At 41.5% G+C, this 20,832-nt stretch carries 25 protein-coding genes and 3 pseudogenes; 24 read left to right on the plus strand and 4 right to left on the minus strand.

Annotated elements, in window-relative coordinates; genetic code table 11:
- Positions 1-202: 202 nt before the first annotated feature.
- The 4 genes from ODU41_RS03175 to ODU41_RS03190 are packed head-to-tail and all read right to left on the minus strand — an operon-like array spanning position 203 to position 2,302.
- Positions 203-751: a DUF2815 family protein gene (locus ODU41_RS03175; RefSeq protein WP_398578640.1), complete on the minus strand. Its 549-nt coding sequence runs from the start codon at positions 749-751 to the stop codon at positions 203-205.
- 4 nt (positions 752-755) lie between these two features.
- Entirely contained in the window at positions 756-1,877 is a 1,122-nt protein-coding gene (locus ODU41_RS03180; protein ID WP_394733879.1) for a DUF2800 domain-containing protein, read from the minus strand.
- Positions 1,870-2,193 carry a hypothetical protein gene (locus ODU41_RS03185; RefSeq protein WP_044685914.1) on the minus strand — a complete coding sequence of 108 codons (324 nt, stop codon included), beginning with the start codon at positions 2,191-2,193 and terminating at the stop codon, positions 1,870-1,872. Before ODU41_RS03185 ends, ODU41_RS03180 begins: the two co-directional genes overlap by 8 nt.
- Complete coding sequence (locus tag ODU41_RS03190; protein ID WP_257116605.1) at positions 2,168-2,302, minus strand: hypothetical protein; 135 nt, start codon at positions 2,300-2,302, stop codon at positions 2,168-2,170. Before ODU41_RS03190 ends, ODU41_RS03185 begins: the two co-directional genes overlap by 26 nt.
- Before the next feature lie 309 nt (positions 2,303-2,611).
- Here ODU41_RS03190 and ODU41_RS03195 point away from each other — a divergent pair, with 309 nt between their 5' ends.
- The 24 genes and pseudogenes from ODU41_RS03195 to ODU41_RS03310 all read left to right on the plus strand — a co-directional run bounded on the left by ODU41_RS03195 (position 2,612) and on the right by ODU41_RS03310 (position 20,828).
- On the plus strand, positions 2,612-4,894 hold the full coding sequence (locus ODU41_RS03195) for a phage/plasmid primase, P4 family (RefSeq protein WP_394733878.1): 2,283 nt from the start codon (positions 2,612-2,614) through the stop codon (positions 4,892-4,894).
- A gap of 349 nt (positions 4,895-5,243) precedes the next feature.
- On the plus strand, positions 5,244-5,525 hold the full coding sequence (locus ODU41_RS03200; protein WP_024411454.1) for a VRR-NUC domain-containing protein: 282 nt from the start codon (positions 5,244-5,246) through the stop codon (positions 5,523-5,525).
- Positions 5,506-6,882, plus strand: a complete 1,377-nt coding sequence (locus tag ODU41_RS03205; RefSeq protein WP_394733877.1) for an SNF2-related protein — start codon at positions 5,506-5,508, stop codon at positions 6,880-6,882. The genes ODU41_RS03200 and ODU41_RS03205 overlap by 20 nt, the downstream gene beginning before the upstream one ends.
- Positions 6,875-7,351 carry a hypothetical protein gene (locus tag ODU41_RS03210; protein ID WP_125065244.1) on the plus strand — a complete coding sequence of 159 codons (477 nt, stop codon included), beginning with the start codon at positions 6,875-6,877 and terminating at the stop codon, positions 7,349-7,351. Before ODU41_RS03205 ends, ODU41_RS03210 begins: the two co-directional genes overlap by 8 nt.
- Positions 7,352-7,545: 194 nt before the next feature.
- Positions 7,546-7,728, plus strand: a complete 183-nt coding sequence (locus ODU41_RS03215) for a DUF6900 domain-containing protein (protein ID WP_014638129.1) — start codon at positions 7,546-7,548, stop codon at positions 7,726-7,728.
- 44 nt (positions 7,729-7,772) lie between these two features.
- Positions 7,773-8,810 carry a methionine adenosyltransferase gene (gene metK / locus ODU41_RS03220; protein ID WP_394733876.1) on the plus strand — a complete coding sequence of 346 codons (1,038 nt, stop codon included), beginning with the start codon at positions 7,773-7,775 and terminating at the stop codon, positions 8,808-8,810.
- Between the two features lies 1 nt (position 8,811).
- Positions 8,812-9,177 (plus strand): HNH endonuclease, encoded by a 366-nt coding sequence (locus tag ODU41_RS03225; RefSeq protein ID WP_029185059.1) that lies wholly within the window; start codon positions 8,812-8,814, stop codon positions 9,175-9,177.
- Between the two features lie 298 nt (positions 9,178-9,475).
- Positions 9,476-9,937, plus strand: coding sequence for a hypothetical protein (locus tag ODU41_RS03230; RefSeq protein ID WP_014638126.1), 462 nt, complete (start codon positions 9,476-9,478; stop codon positions 9,935-9,937).
- Positions 9,909-10,787: pseudogene (locus ODU41_RS03235) on the plus strand (ParB N-terminal domain-containing protein); the annotation flags it as partial. The gene ODU41_RS03230 and the pseudogene ODU41_RS03235, both read left to right, overlap by 29 nt.
- A 690-nt stretch (positions 10,788-11,477) precedes the next feature.
- Positions 11,478-11,636 (plus strand): annotated as a pseudogene (locus ODU41_RS03240) (hypothetical protein); the annotation flags it as partial.
- A 3-nt stretch (positions 11,637-11,639) separates the two neighbouring features.
- Positions 11,640-12,020, plus strand: a pseudogene (locus tag ODU41_RS03245) (DNA-methyltransferase); the annotation flags it as partial.
- Positions 12,017-13,297, plus strand: coding sequence for a DNA cytosine methyltransferase (locus tag ODU41_RS03250; RefSeq protein ID WP_398578641.1), 1,281 nt, complete (start codon positions 12,017-12,019; stop codon positions 13,295-13,297). The pseudogene ODU41_RS03245 and the gene ODU41_RS03250, both read left to right, overlap by 4 nt.
- 72 nt (positions 13,298-13,369) lie before the next feature.
- Positions 13,370-13,618, plus strand: a complete 249-nt coding sequence (locus ODU41_RS03255; protein WP_238711445.1) for a hypothetical protein — start codon at positions 13,370-13,372, stop codon at positions 13,616-13,618.
- A gap of 1 nt (position 13,619) precedes the next feature.
- On the plus strand, positions 13,620-13,832 hold the full coding sequence (locus tag ODU41_RS03260; protein WP_099809787.1) for a DUF4314 domain-containing protein: 213 nt from the start codon (positions 13,620-13,622) through the stop codon (positions 13,830-13,832).
- Between the two features lies 1 nt (position 13,833).
- Positions 13,834-14,064, plus strand: a complete 231-nt coding sequence (locus tag ODU41_RS03265) for a hypothetical protein (protein ID WP_398578643.1) — start codon at positions 13,834-13,836, stop codon at positions 14,062-14,064.
- 50 nt (positions 14,065-14,114) lie between these two features.
- The gene (locus ODU41_RS03270) at positions 14,115-14,588 is read left to right on the plus strand and encodes a phage terminase small subunit P27 family (protein WP_024376938.1); all 474 of its coding nucleotides are present in this window, start codon (positions 14,115-14,117) and stop codon (positions 14,586-14,588) included.
- A complete protein-coding gene (locus tag ODU41_RS03275; RefSeq protein ID WP_105182483.1) occupies positions 14,585-16,177 on the plus strand; it encodes a terminase large subunit in 1,593 nt (530 codons plus the stop codon). Before ODU41_RS03270 ends, ODU41_RS03275 begins: the two co-directional genes overlap by 4 nt.
- 94 nt (positions 16,178-16,271) lie before the next feature.
- Positions 16,272-16,616, plus strand: a complete 345-nt coding sequence (locus tag ODU41_RS03280; protein WP_014636338.1) for a hypothetical protein — start codon at positions 16,272-16,274, stop codon at positions 16,614-16,616.
- 57 nt (positions 16,617-16,673) lie between these two features.
- Positions 16,674-17,981, plus strand: coding sequence for a phage portal protein (locus ODU41_RS03285; RefSeq protein ID WP_398578644.1), 1,308 nt, complete (start codon positions 16,674-16,676; stop codon positions 17,979-17,981).
- Positions 17,950-18,645, plus strand: a complete 696-nt coding sequence (locus tag ODU41_RS03290) for a head maturation protease, ClpP-related (protein WP_174854331.1) — start codon at positions 17,950-17,952, stop codon at positions 18,643-18,645. Before ODU41_RS03285 ends, ODU41_RS03290 begins: the two co-directional genes overlap by 32 nt.
- Positions 18,646-18,663: 18 nt before the next feature.
- Entirely contained in the window at positions 18,664-19,869 is a 1,206-nt protein-coding gene (locus ODU41_RS03295) for a phage major capsid protein (RefSeq protein WP_398578645.1), read from the plus strand.
- Positions 19,870-19,871: 2 nt separating this feature from the next.
- Positions 19,872-20,129 carry a head-tail connector protein gene (locus tag ODU41_RS03300; RefSeq protein ID WP_162841135.1) on the plus strand — a complete coding sequence of 86 codons (258 nt, stop codon included), beginning with the start codon at positions 19,872-19,874 and terminating at the stop codon, positions 20,127-20,129.
- On the plus strand, positions 20,129-20,467 hold the full coding sequence (locus tag ODU41_RS03305) for a head-tail adaptor protein (RefSeq protein ID WP_099809781.1): 339 nt from the start codon (positions 20,129-20,131) through the stop codon (positions 20,465-20,467). Before ODU41_RS03300 ends, ODU41_RS03305 begins: the two co-directional genes overlap by 1 nt.
- Positions 20,460-20,828, plus strand: a complete 369-nt coding sequence (locus ODU41_RS03310; RefSeq protein ID WP_044688771.1) for an HK97 gp10 family phage protein — start codon at positions 20,460-20,462, stop codon at positions 20,826-20,828. The genes ODU41_RS03305 and ODU41_RS03310 overlap by 8 nt, the downstream gene beginning before the upstream one ends.
- Positions 20,829-20,832 lie beyond the last annotated feature (4 nt).

The following is a 20,832-nucleotide window of genomic DNA, read 5'->3' on the forward strand; positions in this document are numbered from 1 at the left end:
ACTGCCACCTAAAGTTTTATTTATTTTTCCGACTGAGTGGCGTTTGGCTAAGTTTTTCTTTATTTTGCTTTGCCCTACGATCAATTTCATTTCGAATGTCATCTCTTATGGTCATATACCCGAAGTATAGTCCGATTAGCACCCAGAGGCCCATAATAGTACAAGTTAAAATAGTATACATCATCAATTTAATTCTCTCTTTCTAGTTCAAAAAGTCATCATCGTCTTCTGTCGCAAAATCATCCTCAGCACGAGTGCGTCCTCCGAGGGGTTCACCATCACGCAATTTTTGCAAGTTATTCAAACCGCAAGCAATACCTTTGTTGCCGTTAGAATTGAAAGCATAGAAGGTAATAGAAGCACGACCATAGATACCAGAGTACAATTCTGAAGTATCAATAATTTCTTGACGATTGCCATCAACCACACCAGGTTTATGCGGAGAGTTAGCATTTACGAAGTAAGCATTTTTGTACGCTTCATCATCAGGGCGTTCAAGATCACCGTCACGTAGAGGAGTTTTTAGAGTAGATAATGCAGGTACAGATTTGCCATTGCCTTTGAGTTTTGACTCACCTTCTTTGTAAGCTTGCTCAATGGCGGATTTGATTTTGTTAATGGTGACAGTATCCTCTTTTGGGATGATGAGTGAGGCACTGTACTTGGGAGTGCTACCGTTAATTGACTTTGGCTCATTGGCATTTAAGTAGCTGAAGCGCGTGTTTGGTCCTGTAATTACTTTAGTTGTCATATAGTTAATCCTCTTTAAATTCATGTTTTGCTAGGTTCATCTCTTGACGGCTATCGTCAATTGGAACGAGTGTTGGTTTTCCACTTGGTTTTATTACGAGACCACCAAGTAGGTCGTTAAAGGTTTTCTTGCCGAGGAGTTTGGTCATGGCAGTGATAGTCAAGAGTTTCTTTTCGTAAGGGTCATAGCCAGCATCCATCACAGCTTGACTCACGGCTGACTCATCTGAGAATTTACGAATAGAGCGACCTTCAACCAGTTTGTATCCTGGGATGTGATGTCCTTCGGTAGCTTCTTTCAAAGCATAGGCTTTGACATCATTTGCCCACGAAACTAGCAAGTCCAGTTTAGGCAAAATCTCTGCAATGTCCTCGTTATCAAGAGTAGCTGGATTCGCAAACTCCATCTTGGCAAGAGCCAAATTATCCTCCGAACGTTTGCGACAGATATTCTTTAGTTTACAGAATTGGCAGTGTTTACCAGACTGCATATCCCCCTCACCTTTGAATGCAAGTTCAGCTTTTGGAGCGAGTTCATTTTCAGCCCATTCAAGCAACTCAGTCTTTTCTATCTCAAAGGTAGATATGTTATGTTTTCGTGGTTGAAAGATGGTCATGGTGACTTTATCAAAATCATAAAGCCCATCAAACATCTCAAGAGCACCGAGGGCATAACACATCATTTGTGGGTTATGGTCTGCATCAACTAGAACACCAAGTCCGTGCTTATAATCAATAACCTGAAGAAGTCCATCTGCCACAATAAGGCAATCTCCAGTTCCAAATCCTTCAGGTACCCACTTAGAAAAGTCCAGTCGTTGTTCGATAAGAACTGTAGGGTCACGAGAGTAGCCTCTGGCTTTCTCGACTTGTTCCATGACATAGTTGCGGTATTCTTCAGCGCAATCCTGCATTTCATTGTTATAAAATGCTAAATCCTCTGTCGGATCACGCGCATTCCGACCTAAAGCTTTCTCGACTAGATAAGCACATAACTCGTGAGCATCCGTACCTTCAAGGGCAAACTCAGAGTTTACATCTGGCATATCTTCTGTTAATCGAACGGAAGGTGGACAGTTCAACCAACGATGTGATGCAGATGCGGATAGAATGGCGTGGTTAGTCATTACCAATCCCTCCAGCTTCTTCAAGGACTGCCGCAAAGTGTTTAGGGTCAAGAGTTGATAGAGAAGAAGCACCGTAGGCATTTAGCAGAGAACGAACCTCATTCTTAAAGCCATCTTTTGCCTTTGTAGCAAGGACTGCACGGACATCCTCCAATTGAATTTCCTTTTGTGGTTCATTTTTTGGTGGATTTGATTTAGGTGCTGTTTCCTCCTCAGTAGTGAGGAGTTTCTTGAACTCATCCACCAAGCGAAGGTAGTACTTTGCGGTTTCTTCCATATCATGAATTAGTCTATTCAGTTCTTTCATTTTGCTCATTGATTTCTTCCTCCTTTATTTTACGAGCGAGTTGCTTTGAGATGACGCTGATGGCGGTGAGTGTATCGACCAGTTCATCATTGTGATTCACAGTTATTTCTTTAGTCATTTTGTGACCTCCTATCTTATTAGGTAGAGATGTGAACAGAAATTCCGGTTTTTAATAAAAATTTTTTGAATCGATGTTTTTCATCTCTTACACCTATATAGGTAATACTGGGGTGAAATTTTCCGCTTTTTTATAAAATTTTTTTTATTTGGTAAACATGAAAATAATCTTCCTCTAGCTATATAAAGGAAGATTATTTTTTTTTGAAAAAAATTTTATTAAGGTGCGGAAAAATGAGCCGTAGTTCTACCTAATAAGGTAGGAGGGAAAAATCTCCACACATCATTAATTACATTTGGAGGGTGCATAATGCAATTTACCTTATCTCATTCTGGACAGACTGGGGTTCAGACAACCACGGTTTATCCCAATCAAGTAACTGTTACAGATGAAATATCGCTACAAACTGTTGCGCAATTCGACCATGTGGCAGGGCTGTTTTTAAACAATACACGCTCAAATACCAATTTCATCCAGTCGGACGTTTTGGTCATGGATATTGATAATGACCATTCTGAAAATTCAGATGAGTGGATAACTGTAGAGCGATTAAAAGAAATCTTTGCGGATTATAACTTCGCTTTGGTGACAAGCCGTAGTCACATGCAGACTAAGGCAGGAAAAGCACCTAGACCCAAGTTTCATATCTACTTCCAAATTAATGAGGTAACAGATAAAGACATCTATGTAGCAATGAAGGAAGAACTCTGTAATCAATACAAGTTTTTTGATGATAATGCCAAAGATGCGGCACGTTTCTTCTTTGGAAATCCGCAAGCAGAGGTAGTTTGGCATGATTCATGGCTAACTATTGATGAAGATATGTTTCAAGCTGTGTCTATTGATGACGAGGAAGATTTCGATGCAGACTTCTATACTCCTCCAAGTGGACCGATCCAGCAAGGGAGTCGTAATTCAACGATGTCTGTATTTGCAGCTAAGATTGTCAAACGGTTAGGCGTGACCCAAGAAGCTAGGGATGGTTTTGATGAGCAGGCACAGAAATGTGTACCACCACTTGATATAGCAGAGTTAGATTCCATCTGGGGAAGTGCAGTCCGATTTTACAATCGAACCATTAAGCAGTCACAAGATTATGTATCACCTGAGGCCTATAACCGAGAAGCCATGCGACCTGATGACTATACCGATATTGGTGAAGCAGGACTGTTAGCTCGTGAATATGGAGACCGAATTGCTTTTACTCGTGAGACTGACTATCTTGCTTTCAATGGGAAACACTGGGTGGAGGATGAGCAATTGGCCATGCGACAGGTTCATGTTTTCTTGGATGAGCAACTAGCAGTGGCAGATGCCAACCTAGAGGATAAGACAAAACGGCTCATCCAAACAGGTATTTCAGAGGAACTGATTTTTAAGGGGGTTAAAGCCATTGAAAAAGCCCTTGATGGACCAAGTCAATTATCAGCCTTTAAGGAGTACAAGAAAGCATTTGACTTCCATAAATTTGTCATGAAATATCGTGATTATCGCCATCTCTCAGCTATCGTTAAAACCGCTAAACACATGGTTCGGATGAGTGTGTCTGAGTTTGATAACAATGAAATGTTGCTGAACACACCTAATGCCACAATCGACCTGTCAAAAGGACTAGCTGGTGTTAAAGACCATGTGTCATCAGATTATTTGACTAAAATGGCGACAGCCTCTCCAAGTGATAAAGGAAAAGGTTTGTGGTTGGAGACGCTTGCCACCTTCTTCTGTGGGGATCAAGAATTGATTGACTACGTTCAGATGGTGGTTGGTATGGCAGCCATCGGTAAGGTTTATCAAGAGCATCTCATTATTGCTTACGGCAGTGGTGCGAACGGTAAGTCTACCTTCTGGAACACTATCGCAAGAGTGCTTGGGAACTATTCAGGCAAACTGTCTGCCGATGCGCTTACTATGAGTGTTCGTCGTAATGTCAGTCCAGAAATGGCTGAACTAAAAGGCAAACGCCTCATCATTGCATCAGAGATGAGTGAGGGCATGAGGTTAAATACCTCCATGGTGAAACAGCTCTGTTCTACTGATGAAATCTTGGCTGAGAAGAAGTACAAAGCACCGTTTCATTTTGTCCCATCTCATACGCTAGTGCTTTACACTAACCACCTTCCTAAAGTTGGAGCGAACGATGATGGGATTTGGCGACGTCTGATTGTCATTCCTTTCAATGCCAAGATTACTGGTCGTAGTGATGTCAAGAATTTTGCGGACTACCTTTACGATGAAGCAGCACCAGCCATCATGACTTGGATTATTGAAGGGGCAGAAAAATCCGTCAAAGCTCACTTCAAGTTTACTTTGCCAAAGGTCGTTCAAGAATCGGTAGCTGCCTACCGTGAAGCAAACGATTGGATGGGGCAGTTCTTGTCAGATTGTTGCGATGTTGACGCTACTTTCACGGAGAAGTCGGGAGAACTATACTCCACTTACCGTACTTATTGCTTAAAGGTAAATGAGTACACGCGCAGCACAACAGATTTTTATACTGCCCTAGCTAACGCTGGTTTCACCAAGAAAAAGACAAGTAAAGGAATGATTGTTCAAGGTTTACGACTGAAAGAAGACGATGATTTTCTTAATTAAGGCGTGACAGTCGGTGCAGATCGTCATACTCACCCAAGGAATAGTAGTGACGGTCGTGATAGGCGAAAAGTAAACTCATTTCAAAATCTTATTTTTATTCTTTTTGAAAACTGTAGAGAGTTTTGAAATGGATTGTCACGACCTGCATTAATGGTCAAAAGTGCAGGTCTAGAAGGTCACATACAAAAGTTGCCATAGGGGATTTTCAAAGTGCAGGTCTAGAAGGTCATTTCTATAACTTGTATATAAGAAAAAATAAAAAGAATAAAAAAATATATAGGAAAGTTAAGGAACTGACTACCTTGACCTGCACTTTTACCTTGGCGATGTTTTGACGAAAGGATCAGTTATGAGAGAAAAAATTGTTGAACAGAAGTTAGTAATTGAAGTGAAAAAGCGTGGAGGGATTTGTCCTAAGTGGGTATCACCATCCTTTTCTGGTGTGCCAGATCGCTTGGTGTTTTTACCCAATGGCAAGTTTGGCTTGGTGGAAGTAAAAGCTCCTGACCAAAAGCCAAGGATGTTGCAAGTGTCAAGGCATAAACTGTTCGAGCGGTTAGGTTTCAAGGTTTACGTTATTGACCGAATTGAGATGATTGGAGAGGTGCTAGATGAAATTGACATTACATAACTATCAGGTAGTCGCCAAGGACTTCATCATAGGTCACCCTTATGCAGCAGTCATCCTAGACATGGGGATGGGAAAGACAGCTACAACCTTGTCTGCAGTGAACGAGTTGATGTTTGATCGGTTTGAGGTGACAAAGGTTTTGGTCATTGCCCCACTTCGTGTTGCAAACACGGTCTGGAGTGACGAGATTGAGCAATGGGCGGAGTTGCGTCACTTACGGTATTCGAAAATTGTGGGAACTCCCAAGCAACGAAAAGTAGCTCTTCAGAAAGATGCGGATATCTATATCGTCAATCGTGAAAACCTCCCTTGGTTGGTGGAACAATGCAGTCCCTATTTCAAGTGGGATATGGTGGTGATTGATGAATTGAGTTCCTTCAAGTCATGGCAGTCCAAACGCTTCAAAGCCTTTATGGCAATGCGACCTTACATGAAGCGAGTGGTTGGACTAACAGGAACACCAAGCTCGAATGGACTGATGGACTTGTTCGCAGAGTTTAAAGTCATTGACGGAGGAGAACGTCTTGGTCGCTTCATCGGTGAGTTTCGTAGTCGCTACTTTGAAGAAGGTCGTCGCAACGGAAACATTGTCTATGAATACATCCCCATGGACTATGCGGAGTGTCAAATTCAAGACAAGATTAGTGATATTACCATTTCCATGAAAGCATTAGACTATCTGGATATGCCTGAATTGATTTCAACCAAGAAACTGGTGCGTATGTCAGAAAAGGAAAAAGAAAAGTACAGTCAGTTTAAGAAAGAGTATGTATTGTCAGAGTTAGATGGACTAGAAGTAACTGCCGCAAATGCTGCAAGCCTTACGAACAAGTTAGTTCAGTTATCTAATGGTGCTGTATATTCTGATGATCATACAGTCGTGCCACTTCATGAACAAAAACTAGATGCCCTTGAAGATATCCTTGAATCCGCAAATGGAGAGCCGGTTTTAGTTGCCTATTGGTTCAAACATGACTTGACTCGGATTATAGGTCGTTTAGAAAAACTCAAGGTAAAGTGTCGGGTATTGAAAACAGAAGAAGATATTCGTGAATGGAACAAGGGCAATGTACCAGTTGGCTTACTTCATCCAGCTGGAGCAGGTCATGGTTTGAACCTCCAAAAAGGTGGTCACAACTTGGTCTGGTTTGGTTTAACGTGGTCTTTGGAACTATACCAACAAACCAATGCTCGTCTGTGGCGACAAGGTCAGGAGGCTGAGACTGTTGTTATCCAACACATTGTAACTGAAGGAACGATTGATGAGGAAATCCTTAAGGCATTAGAAAACAAAGATGCACAACAAGAACGGCTGATTGCAGCTGTTAAAGCACAAGTAGGAGGGGCAGATGGATAAGGCAGAGCACATACTGACGAATTACAATGAACTCAAAAGTGACTTGGAGATGTTAAAGTATCGTTTGGAACATTTCAAACCAGTGACAGAAAATGAGGTTATTGGTTCACTCGTTTTTGAAAAATATGATGAACCTAGAGTTAAAAGTACACCAACTAATCAACGGTCAGAGATGATTGCGCTGAATTTTCGTGAGAAGATGATACAGGAAAATGAGGAACAATTGGCGGATTTATCGCAACGGTATATCCGATTGGCTAATGACCTTGATAATTTTGAGATGGCTTTAAAATTTCTAAAGGGAGATTTGTATGATTTTGCGCAATCCATGCTTAAGACAGATAGTAATTGGGATAGTTTGATGAGAGAGTTTCATATTAGTCGAAGTACTGTTAGAAATTGGCGTCGTAAGGTCTTAGACCATGTTAGGGAAGTGTATATGAAAATGGGATTTTCTTTGGAAAAGTAACCTCTCCCTGACCTACCCTTGACCTACCAGTAACCTACCCCTGCACTAAGTGTGACCTAACATTGACCTCACTTTGTCAAAATTTGTGGTAGAATTGTAAGTGTCAAAAAAGATAAAAAATATCCAGTAATGACTGGATATATCTCCTTTTTAGAGTTAATATGTACACAACAAAAGAAGAGGAGAACAATACAATGACAAAACGCCAAGAAGAAAAACTCAATGCACTTTTAACAGAGATTGCTAAAGAAGAACTACTAGTTGAAACCTTGGAAAAACGTTGGAGTGACAACCTCGATTTCTACGATGTTTCGGTTTGGGGAATCAAAAGAGCATTGGAGAGAGCCTACGAAGCAGGCCGACAATCAGTAAAATAAACCAAAGCCTAGCCCGAGGGTTGGGCTTTTTGCGTGGAGGAATTATGATTATTACTAGTGAACAAGTGTCGGTTGGACACCCAGATAAAATCTGTGACCAGATTTCAGATGCTATTGTGACGGAGTGTCTCAAGTATGACAAATCAAGTCGAGTGGCAGTTGAGACTTTAATAAAGGATAACCATATTGTAGTAGCTGGTGAAATTTCGACAAGACATTTCTTTAATCTCGAGGACATTGTACGCCAGGTTGTCGAGCCACTTGGTTTGAAGAATGTTCGGGTAACTAACCTACTTGGACTCCAAAGTTCTGATATTGCCCAAGGTGTTGATAATGGTGGTGCTGGTGACCAAGGAATGATGTTTGGTTATGCGACAGATGAAACACCTGAGTACCTGCCACTTCCTTATGTCTTAGCAACTCGAGTCCTTGAGAAACTGATGTCACTCGGTCACCCCTTACTTGGAAAGGATGCAAAAGCACAGGTATCCTACGACTATGAGAAGAATCGAATTGATACATTTTTAGTTTCCATCCAACATACCGAAACGGCTGACCTTGCCAAAGTGAAACGAATTGTGACTGAAGCTATGATGGCTGTAGCTCTTCGTTACCGTCAGAATCTAGATTTCAACGTTCTAGTCAATCCAACTGGTCGATTTGTTCTTGGTGGCTCATTTGCGGATGCAGGAGTGACTGGACGTAAGATTGTGGCGGATACCTACGGTGGTTTCGCACATCATGGTGGAGGTGCCTTCTCTGGAAAAGACCCAAGCAAGGTGGACAGATCCGGTGCCTACATGGCACGAAAGATTGCAAAGGATATTGTTAGAGAAGGCTATGCGAAACGATGTGAAGTACAATTAGCCTACGCCATTGGAGTTGCAGAACCTGTGTCGGTGTATGTAGAAACCTTTGGTACCAGTCGCTACACCACAAAACAACTGGAAGGAATGATTCGTGAGCGATATGATTTAACACCACGAGGTATCATTAAGGAACTTCATCTCTTGAATGTAGACTACACCAAAACATCTTGCTTCGGACATTTCACGAAAGAAAATCTTCCTTGGGAGAAGTAAAATGCCAAGAAGACCAAGCACACCTTGTAAACAAAATGGTTGTCCTAACTTAGTATCCTATGGTCACAAGTATTGTGACAACCATAAGGGAAACCATCAACTGGATGCCAAGTCAACCAAAGCCAAAGGATACAATGCCCAGTGGAATAAAGCACGACTTCGTTACTTAAAAGTTCATCCACTCTGTGTTGAATGTAAAGTCAAAGGTCGATTAACCAAAGCAACAGTGGTTGACCATATCACACCCCACCGAGGTGACCAAGAACTCTTTTGGAATCAATCAAACTGGCAAGCACTTTGTAAGTCTTGTCATGATAGGAAGACCATGACGACTGACCGATATGTGGAGTATACGTATCGATTTTAGTCTTGGAGTTTCGTTACAATAGTATCCAATTTTTAACCCTTTGGGGGAGGGGGGATGGAATCTCTAAACCCTTGGGAGACTAAGACCGACGCCCCCTCAAACGTGCAATTTCGCAAAATTCGCAAGCGGGTACATTAAAATCGCTTCATTTTGACGTTCCTTCCCACCGTTATCACGTTTCTAATGTGGGGATGTAGCGTTCCCAAGTATGTCATTTTGGTAATAAAATAGTGAAAAAGGCTAGAAACAATGTAGAAAATAGTTGTTTTTAGTCCTTTTTTGCTGGAAAGGAAAACAAATGGACGAAAGTCAACGCAAACAAATCTGGAAAATGCGAGCAGAAGGTCTTGGCTATGGCTTAATCGGTAAGGCTACAGGACTGTCTAGAGATTCTGTTAAAAAATACTGTAAACGAAATCCAGCATTGCTTGGTCATGGAGCGGCGACAAAGCAAATGGCAAAAGCCGACCAGAATGACGGACTCCGTTGCCCACAGTGTTATCAAACACTTAAAATTCATAAAATAGGAAGACCAAAGAAGTTCTGTTCGGATAAATGTCGTAAAGTCTGGTGGGCCACTCATTCTGACGAACACGACAAATCAAAAACTGCATATGAAGATTTGACTTGCCAGCAATGTGGCAGGTCATTTTTATCTTATGCCAATCCAAATAGGAAATTTTGTAGCCATTCGTGTTACATTCAATCACGCTTTTATAAAGGAGAAACCAATGACAAGCCAACCAACAATGGAAATTAGAGAGATTCGATTATCTGAACTACACCCAGCCTCTTACAATCCTCGGAAAAAACTCAAAAAGGGTGACAAGGAGTATGAAAAGATTAAGCAAAGTCTACTCAAGTTTGGCTACGTTGACCCCATCATCGTCAATAAAGACTTGACGGTAATTGGTGGCCATCAACGATTAACTGTATTGAAGGACTTAGACTATGAAACCGCCAAATGTGTCATTGTCGATTTATCCAAAGAAGATGAAAAGGCACTGAACATTGCCCTTAACAAAATCACCGGTCAATGGGACGACCAACTTTTGGCGGACTTGCTTTTGGATTTACAGGAATCGGATTTCAATCTCGACCTGACTGGTTTTGAACCACCAGAAATTGACGATATCCTGTCGAATGTTCATGATAAAGACCTATCAGATGATGACTTTGATGTTGAAGAGGAATTGAAGAAACCCACCTTTTCAAAACGAGGGGACATTTGGCAACTTGGTAAGCATCGAGTGATTTGTGGAGACTCTACGAAAGCTGAAACTTATGACCAACTTTTAGGTGATAAAAAGGCAAATTTGGTTGTGACAGACCCTCCCTATAATGTTGATGTAGAAGAAACAGCTGGAAAGATTCTCAATGACAATATGCCTGATAGTGACTTTTACCAGTTTCTTTTTGATATGTTCACTCAAGTAGAAAAACATATGGAGTCTGATGGTTCAATCTATGTATTCCATGCGGATACAGAAGGACTGAACTTCCGAAAGGCATTTAAAGAGGCGGGATTCTACCTCAGTGGGTGTTGCATTTGGAAGAAGAACTCCTTAGTTCTTGGACGTAGTCCCTATCAGTGGCAACATGAACCATGTCAGCCAGCAGGTACGATTGTTCAAACTATAAATGGTCCCGTTCCAATAGAAGACTTAAAGGATGGTGATAGGGTCATTAGTTACAATTCCTATTCAGGAACAATTCTGGGGATGCGTAATGGTGGCTATGAGATAAAAACAGCTTCTCGATATTATAATGGCACCTTATACGGTATAAAAATTGGAAATAAAATAACGTGGGCTACGGATAACCATCAGTTTTCGGTTCGTTTTAATGAATCAACAAAAAACAATTATTGTACCTATCTTATGCGTAAAGGAGACCGTTGGCGTGTAGGGATTACTGAACTCTATAACTCGAGGGGATTTGGTTTGAAAACGAGACTTCGTGGAGAGAAAGGTGAAGAGGCTTGGGTCATTGATGTATTTGATGATAAAGTAACAGCCCAGTGCCACGAACAGTTATTAGCCCTCAAGTACGGTATTCCTTATACTCATTGGGAAATGGATAGAGGACTTCCAAAGAAAGAAACTCAACGCACATCTCATCATGTCGATATGATTTATGATAACTTGGATAGCCAAATTCAATTAGATAATGCTAGACGTTTGCTTGTTGACTATGGTCGAAATATCAAATACCCACTCATTCACAAAGGAAATGGACATGAGGCATTTAGTAAACGAGTAACTGCTCGCATCAATGCTTGTAATCTGATCCCTCAAATTATGCAAGTTCCAATTCCAAAAACTTATGAAAAGGAAACGAGAGAAAATTTTTACTGGGGCGTAATTGATGAGGTTCTTACAAAAGGATTCAGTGGACCTGTTTATTCTCTTGCTGTTGAAAAATATGAACATTATATTGCAGATGGAATTGTTACTCATAACTGTCTTTATGGCTGGAAACAAAAGGGAAAACATCAATGGTTCAGTGACCGTAAACAAACAACCATTTGGGAATATGACCGTCCAAAATCTAGTAAAGACCACCCAACAATGAAACCAATTCCGCTCATGGCCTATCCTATTCAAAATTCATCCATGCGTGGGACAATTGTTCTTGATCCATTCCTTGGTTCTGGATCAACCCTAATGGCCGCAGACCAAACAGGTCGGGTTTGTTACGGCATTGAGTTGGATGAAAAATTTGTGGATGTTATTGTCAAACGTTATGTAGAGTCAACAGGAAATGACAACGTGACGGTATTGCGCGATGGACAGACTTTGACCTTTGATGAAGCCTATTCAATGATGGAGGAGACGGTATGACCTTAACCTTTCTTGACTTCTTCGCAGGAGTGGGTGGTTTTCGTCGTGGTTTGGAACTAGCAGGTTTCAAATGTATCGGTTACTGTGAAAAGGATAAGTTTGCACGAAAATCTTATGAAGCAATGTATGACACGAAAGGAGAATGGTTTCATGACGACATCACAAGCATTGATCCAACACAACTTCCAAAAGCAGATCTCTGGTGTGCGGGAAGCCCTTGTCAAAATGTGTCTATCGCAGGAAAGCGAGCAGGCCTATACGGTGAGCGAAGTGGACTCTTTTTTACATTTGTTGACATCATCCAAAGCCAAGAGGAAGAAGATAAACCCGAGTGGATACTCCTTGAAAATGTTAAGGGACTTTTATCAAGTGGCGGGGGACGAGATTATCTCGACTATCTCTCTATCCTGGATGAAGCAGGGTACGACCTTGAGTGGCAAGTGTTCAATTCAAAAGACTACGGAGTTCCCCAAAATCGAGAACGCATCTACACTATCGGACATCTTAGAAGTAGAGGTCGACGAAAAGTACTACCTATCAGCGGAGAAAGCGGTAGCCATCTTAAGCAACTTGTAGGTGGTATGCAAAGCTATCGTGTCTACGACCCTAGTGGAATTGCCACAACCCTTGTTGGTGCGGGTGGTGGACTGGGAGCTAAGACTGGTCTTTATTTGATTGACCAATCTTTGACAGAACCAAAGTTGACAGATGAGGCACGTTGTATCACTGCACGATATACTGCTGGAGCTACAAAGCGGACGGCTATGAATTCTGGAGTACTCGAAATTCAACCTATTCTGACACCCAATCGAATCAATAAGCGTCAAAATGGACGTAGGCTCAAGGAACAGGATGAGCCAATGTTCACATTGACCTCTCAAGACCGCCATGGTGTTCTTGAAGGTATCAAGGTCAGAAATGGTACAAAGCAAGGTTATCAAGTTGCTAAGGTTGGAGATTCAGTGGATTTATCTTATCCCAACTCTCCAACGAGGCGAGCAAGAGTTGGGAGAGGAATCGCCCATAACCTCTCCTGTGGTGGTCAAATGGGTGCTGTGGTTTGGAATGATCGAGTGGTGAAAATTAGACGTTTAACCCCTAGAGAATGTTTTCGACTACAAGGTTTTTCGGATGATTTATTCGAGAAAGCTCAGGCGGTGAACTCGGATGCTCAGCTATATAAACAAGCTGGAAATGGAGTGACTGTAACAGTTGTCTATGCCATTGGATGTGCCATTCTAGCAAGTGAAGAATTATCGAAAATATCTTCAAAATAATCGAGAAATGACTGGATATAAGTCTCCTTTAGAGTTAATATGTACACAACAAAAGAAGAGGAGAACAAAACTATGACAACAACACTTGAAAAACTTTACGAAATCTATCCAGCAACCGCAAGCATCATTCCTTACAAAGATTGGGTCATCGTTGCATCCAAAGGAAACAAAGAAACAGTAGTTGAGATTTACGAAATCGTTGATAGCCTTGAAGAATTTGAAATATTTGAATGCCGACTTAACCTAATATACAAGGAATCAATAATTGTTACGGATCTTGGTCACGCTGTCAAGTGGGCATTCGATATGTTTGGAGAATAACATGGACGCAAAAATTTTCGACAACCTAAAGACAATCTATCCGGTCGGTACAAAGGTTAGATTAGTAAAAATGGATGATCCACATCCAGTTCCTAAAGGAACACTTGGTACAGTTATTGGAGTGGATGACATTGGTTCACTCTTAGTTAAGTGGGAAAACGGCAGTTGTCTGAATGTTTTGTATGGAATAGATATCGTGGAAAAGGTAAAGTAAGATGTGGGAAATAATGACTCGAACGGTTGGAGAAAGACATTACGTTTGTGAGTTTCTCCGTGAAGACACAACAGACCCAAGGAATATAGACGGTGCTTGGATTAGAATACTGACTATCAAGCGGGATGGTAACTATATTTACCAATACCGATACGGAAACGAAATAGATAACATGGACGACATTGACAGAACTGTCTGTCAGGCTGTACTTGATAACTTTAATGAACTGTAAGAAAGAACTCGAATTGAGTTCTTTTTTCTTACACTAAAGGAGGTGAGACTGTGGCAATCAGGGGGCGAAAACCAAAGCCTACGAATATGAAAATACTTGAGGGAAATCCTGGTAAGCGACCACTTCCTACGAATGAAGTCAAACCCAAACAAAAAGCCCCACGTTGCCCTCAGTGGCTTGAAGATGATGCAAAGAAGGAGTGGAAACGGATGGGAAAAATTCTCGAACAGATGGGAATTTTGACCGAAATGGACATGACTGCATTTGCAGGTTATTGTCAAGCATACGCTCGATGGAAGGAGGCGGAAGAGTTCCTATCCAAGCATGGCTCCATTATCAAAACTCCGAATGGCTATCTCCAACAAGTCCCTCAAGTCTCTATCAGTCAGACCAACCTCAAAATCATGCTTAAATTCTGTGAACAATTTGGTTTGACACCTTCAGCACGAAACCGTCTAGCAACGATGGATTCAGAAGTTGGTACTGGTAATGAAATGGAAGATTTGTTAGGAGGAATTTTATGAGGTATCATTATGAACCAAGTCCATTCATGCTTCCAACCTCACACTATGATAAGGCAAAGGCTGATAGGGCAGTAACATTTATCAATAACCTCTCCCACACCAAAGGCAAGTGGGCAGGAAAGCGATTTGATTTGTTGCCGTGGCAGGAACAGATTGTCCGTGATCTATTTGGAATTGTCAAGGAAGATGGTAATCGCCAATTCTTAACAGCCTATATAGAAATTCCAAAAAAGAATGGCAAGTCTGAGCTAGCGGCAGCTATCGCTCTTTATCTACTATATGCGGATAATGAAGCTAGTGCAGAAGTTTATGGTGCCGCTTGTGACCGAAACCAAGCGTCAATCGTGTTTGATGTAGCCAAGCAAATGGTGCAGATGAGTCGCCCTTTGGAAAAGCGATCAAAGATAATGGGAGCAACCAAGCGTATTGTAAATTATTCTAATGCGGGGTTTTACCAAGTTCTTTCTGCAGAGACTGGGACAAAACATGGATTAAACGTATCTGGCTTGGTCTTTGATGAAATCCACGCTCAGCCTAATCGTCATTTGTATGATGTATTAACCAAGGGGTCAGGAGACGCAAGGGAACAACCCCTCTTTTTTATTATCACGACAGCTGGAACGGATAGAAACTCTATCTGTTATGAGTTACATACCAAAGCATTGGATATTCTGAATGGTAGAAAGAAGGATACGTCTTTCTATCCTGTGGTTTATGGTTTATCTGATGAAGATGATTGGAATGATGAAGCCAACTGGCTCAAGGCCAACCCTTCACTAGGGCATACAATTGGGATTGACCGTGTGAGAGAAGCCTACCAACAGGCACTTGACAATCCTGCAGAAGAGAATGTCTTTAAGCAGCTCCGTCTAAATATGTGGACAAGCTCAAGTGTTGCTTGGATTCCAGAACATGTTTATGCGAAGGGAAATGATCCTATCCAATATGAAAGTCTCAAGGGTCGTAGCTGTTATGCAGGTTTAGACCTTTCTAGTACGTCAGATATAACGGCTTTTGTTTTGGTATTCCCTCCTAGATTTGAAGAGGAAAACTATATCGTTCTGCCTTTCTTTTGGCTACCTGAAGATACATTGGAACTGAGATGTCGACGTGACCATGTTCTATATGATGTTTGGGAGCGTCAGGGATACATCAAAACTACAGAGGGGAATGTTGTTCACTATGGGTTTATCGAAAAGTTTATTGAAGACTTATCGGAAATCTATCATATCAAGGAAATAGCCTATGACCGTTGGAATGCGACGCAGATGGTTCAGAATCTAGAAGGAATGGGCTTGACCATGGTGCCTTTCGGTCAAGGGTACAAGGATATGAGTCCACCATCAAAGGAACTCTATAAACTTATGATGGAAGGCAAGATTCAACATGGTGGGCATCCAGTTCTGAAATGGATGGGACAAAACGTAGTCATGAGACAAGACCCTGCTGGTAATATCAAGCCTGACAAGGAAAAGTCAGTCGAGAAGATTGACGGTATTGTAGCACTCATTATGGGACTGGACCGTTGTATTCGTCATCAAACCGATGAAGGAAGTGTTTATGATGAACGCGGAATATTGAGTTTTTAGCTAAAAATTTATTCAAAAATAATGCAGAAATGACTGGATAATACTTCTCTTTAGAGTTAATATGTACACAACAAAAGAAGAGGAGAACAAGACAATGGCAACAAAAGCGCGGATTGGATTATTGACTAAAAACCATACAGCACAAACAATCGAGGTAGCGTATGAAGGATATCCAGAATACACTGGGGAACTTCTAAAGAAACACTTTAAATCAAGCAAAGAAATTCGTGCATTACTTCAGAAAGGTGATATCATTCAGCTTGAAGATAGTCTTGATAAGATCGAACACGATGACTTACAGGGGAATGCCCAGCAACATCGTTTTATCGGTGACATCAGTCAATTGGCAGAGGATACCCTGGCAGATTACATTTATCTATTTCAAGAAAGTGATAGAACATGGTATCTACTTGAAGAAGGAGAGATGAAAAACATCTAAGAACAAACGATAAGTACTTCAATCGAGGTGCTTTTTTCGTACTCAAAAGGAGGAAGTATGGGACTACTAGATTTACTGGGACGTAAGCGTGCTAGGGATAAACCACGGAATAGTTATGAAGGCCAGGACTTTTCCTATCTGTTTGGACGAACGACCAGTGGGGAGAATGTGGATGAGTTTAAAGCTATGCAGACGACTGCTGTTTATGCTTGTGTCCGTATCTTAGCTGAAGCGGTAGCCTCACTACCCATACATGTTTATGAGAGAACGGCAACTGGAAAGGAGAAAAAGGTGGAACATCCCCTTTATTTTCTCTTACATGATGAACCTAACCCTGAGATGTCATCCTTTGTTTTTAGAGAAACCTTGATGACCCATTTACTGATATGGGGCAATGCCTATGTCCAGATTATCCGAGATAGGAGTGGACAGGTTATCAGTCTTTACCCACTTTTACCAGATAAGATGTCAGTTCATCGAGATGAGAGTGGTAGGCTCTATTACAAATACAAGCGTCAGTCAGAGGAAAATCCAAACTTTAAGGAAAAAGGTGATGCTATTTTGAAAGCTGAGGATGTTCTCCATGTTCCTGGTCTGGGTTTTGATGGCTTGATAGGTTATTCTCCAATTGCCCTTGCAAAAAATGCTATCGGTATGACATTGGCTACGGAAAACTATGGTGCATCATTCTTTAAAAATGGTGCAAATCCTGGAGGTGTTTTGGAACACCCAGGTATTCTCAAGGATCCCAAACGAGTGAGAGATTCATGGAATGCAGTCTACAATGGGGTAACCAATGCCCATAAAGTGGCAGTTCTTGAGGAAGGGATGAAATACACTCAAGTAGGCATTCCACCTGAAGAAGCCCAGTTTCTCCAAACTAGAAAATTCCAAATCAATGAAATTGCAAGGCTCTACCGCATTCCACCTCATATGGTTGGTGACTTGGAGAAATCCTCATTTTCAAACATTGAGCAACAATCTCTAGAATTTGTTAAATATACCTTAGACCCTTGGGTAGTTCGTCTCGAACAGGCTTTCAAGAGGTCTCTTTTTTTACCTGAAGAAAAGAAAACCTACTTTGTAAAGTTCAATGTGGATGGTCTTCTACGTGGAGACTATCAGAGTCGAATGAATGGCTATGCGATTGGGAGACAAAACGGCTGGCTCTCGACAAATGATATTCGTGAACTTGAGGACTTAAACCTTCTTTCAGATGAGGAAGGAGGTAATCTCTACTTGATTAACGGAAACATGACGAAACTGAAGGATGCAGGTGGCTTTATGAAACAAGCACCGCCAGAACAAGATACTCAATCTGAGGAGGAAATAGATGCGAAAGTTTTGGAATTTTACAGAAGATGATAGTGGTCGAACCCTTCGAATAGAAGGACAGATTGCTGATGAGACCTGGTTTGGTGATGAAGTCACACCACAGGTATTTAAAAATGATTTACATGCAGGAAACGGAGACATCACCCTCTGGATTAATAGTCCAGGGGGTGATGTTTTTGCGGCTGCTCAAATCTATAACATGCTGATGGATTACAAAGGTGATGTCCATGTAGTGATTGATGGATTAGCCGCAAGTGCTGCGAGTGTCATTGCAATGGCAGGTACAACAGTTTCTATGAGTCCGGTTGCCATGATGATGATACACAATCCTTGGACAGTGGCACAAGGTGAAGCCAAAGATATGCAGAAGGTCATTGAAATGTTGGGCGAAATCAAGGAATCCATCATCAATGCCTATGAATTAAGAACAGGACTTTCAAGAACCAAGCTATCACACCTCATGGACTCAGAGTCTTGGTTCAATGCCAAAAAGGCTGTTGAACTGGGCTTTGCAGACAAGATTCTCTTTGACAAACAAGAGGAACATGGAATGGAGACTGAGAGTTATTCTTTCAGTCGAACTGCTGCCCAACAAGATTTACTTGTCAAAATGCAGGCGAAACTTGGAGTCCAACAACCAAAGAAAACAATTCCGATCAATCAGTTGGAAAAACGATTGAATTTGCTCAAATAACGAAAGGAAAATGAACTGATGTCTAAATTACTTGAATTGAAAGAAAAACGTAACCAAGCTTGGCAACAAGCAAAAACCTTCCTTGACTCTGTTCGCTCAGAAGACGGACTGGTATCAGAGGAAGATTCCAAACGCTATGATGATATGGAAGCAAAAATCAACCTCTACAATCAAGAGATTGCTCGATTGGAGCGACAAGAAAAGATAGACCTTGAACTTTCTCAACCAGCCTCACAGGCTCTAATTGGGCAGCCCACTACAGTTTTGAATGACAAGACTTCTGAAGAGGAAAAGAAAGGTGTGGCTTCAGATAGCTATGCCAAGACATTTTGGACAAGTGTCCGTAAGCGTCACTTCTTTGATGTTAAAGACGTCCTTCGAGTAGGAGAAGATACCGAAGGTGGTCATCTTGTTCCTGATGAGTATGAGAAGAAATTGGTTCAAGGATTACAAGAAGAGAATTTCTTCCGTAGCCTTGCGACTGTCATCAAAACATCTAGCGGTGAGCGTAAGATTCCTGTTGTGACAGGACATGGTTCAGCATCATGGATGGATGAAAATGGTCTTTATCCTGAAACAGATGAAACCTTTGGTCAGGTGACACTAGACTCTCATAAGATTGGTACTGCCATTCGTATTTCAGAAGAGTTGCTTAACGATTCAGTCTTTGACCTTGAATCCTATATGACTGCTGAATTTGCTCGTCGAATTGGAACGGAAGAAGAAAAGGCATTCTTGATTGGTGACGGTTCTAAGAAACCGACAGGTATCTTTACTCAGACAGAAGTTACAGGTCCAACGACTGCTACAAAGGATATTACCTTTGATGACATGATTGAACTGTATCATTCTCTACCAGCACCATATCGTAAGAATGCAGTTTGGATTTTACATGATACGACTGTCAAAGCTATCCGTAAACTCAAGGACAATAATGGCAATTACATCTGGCAGCCATCCACTCAAGCTGGACAACCAGATTTGATTCTAAATCGTCCATACTATACATCAACCTTTGCCCCACTTCCTGAAGCAGGAAACAAGGCTATTGCATTTGGTGATTTCTCATATTATTGGATTGCGGACCGTCAAGGTCGGACCTTCAAACGTCTGAATGAACTCTATGCCAATAATGGACAGATTGGTTTTCTTGCTTCACAACGTGTGGATGGTAAGTTAGTCCTACCTGAAGCCGTAAAGACCCTAACTGTAAAGGCTAAGTAATGATGGTTAGTTTAGCAGAAGCAAAACAGTATCTCAAAGTGGAACACGATGATGAGGATGGACTGATTGAGCAATTGCTTGAAACCAGTCAACAACTCTGTGAAGATATTTTGCGTCAATCAACTTATTCAGAAATTCTAAAGACGGCAATCCTATACGGGGTTGCCTATCTTTATGAACATAGAGAAGATGCAAATCATAAGGAGTTGAAGGAGACTCTCTATCACTTGTTGTTGGCTGAACGAAAGGATGTGTTCTGATGAAGATTGCACCTCTGAGAGAACGCTTGTCATTTCATGTTCGACAGATTGTTCAAGATGAGATTGGTAATGAAACTTCGACATGGCTCCCTTTATTTGAACGGTGGTGCTCTTGTCGTCCTCTCACCTTGACCGAAAGGGACGGTAGTGTGACGAAACTGGATCAAGAGAAAGTCCAGTTCACCCTCAGGTATGAAAAGGCAATTCTTGGACTTCATTCCTTAACGACTCGCATTCAATTTCGTGGTCAAACCTATGAGATTGAGTCGATTGATGGAGATACAGTGCCACGACAACTAATTTACATCGTCGCCATTAGGGAGGAGAGTTATGACTAGAATTGAACTAGATGCACTAGAAACTGCCATCGCAAATGAGCTGGCAGAATTTGTTGAGGATACAACAGAGGTGATGCGTGAAGTTGTAGAGGAAGTCACAGATGAATCCATTGAAACCTTGAAAGCAATGTCACCTAGAAAGAGTGGTTCCTATGCCAAAGGGTGGAAGAGTAAAGCAACGATTGATACCAGTACAGGTCTAACCAAAACCATTCATAATCGAACGCCAGGCCTGACGCATCTATTAGAAAATGGTCATGCAAAAAGCTCTGGCGGGCGAGTTGAGGGAATTAAGCATATCGCTCCCGTTGAGAAACAAGCGATACGAACCTTAGAAGAAAAGCTGAGAAAGCGAGTGTGATAAG

This window comes from Streptococcus sp. 2022WUSS083 (assembly GCF_044427155.1).
Taxonomy (GTDB): Bacteria; Bacillota; Bacilli; order Lactobacillales; family Streptococcaceae; genus Streptococcus; species Streptococcus hashimotonensis.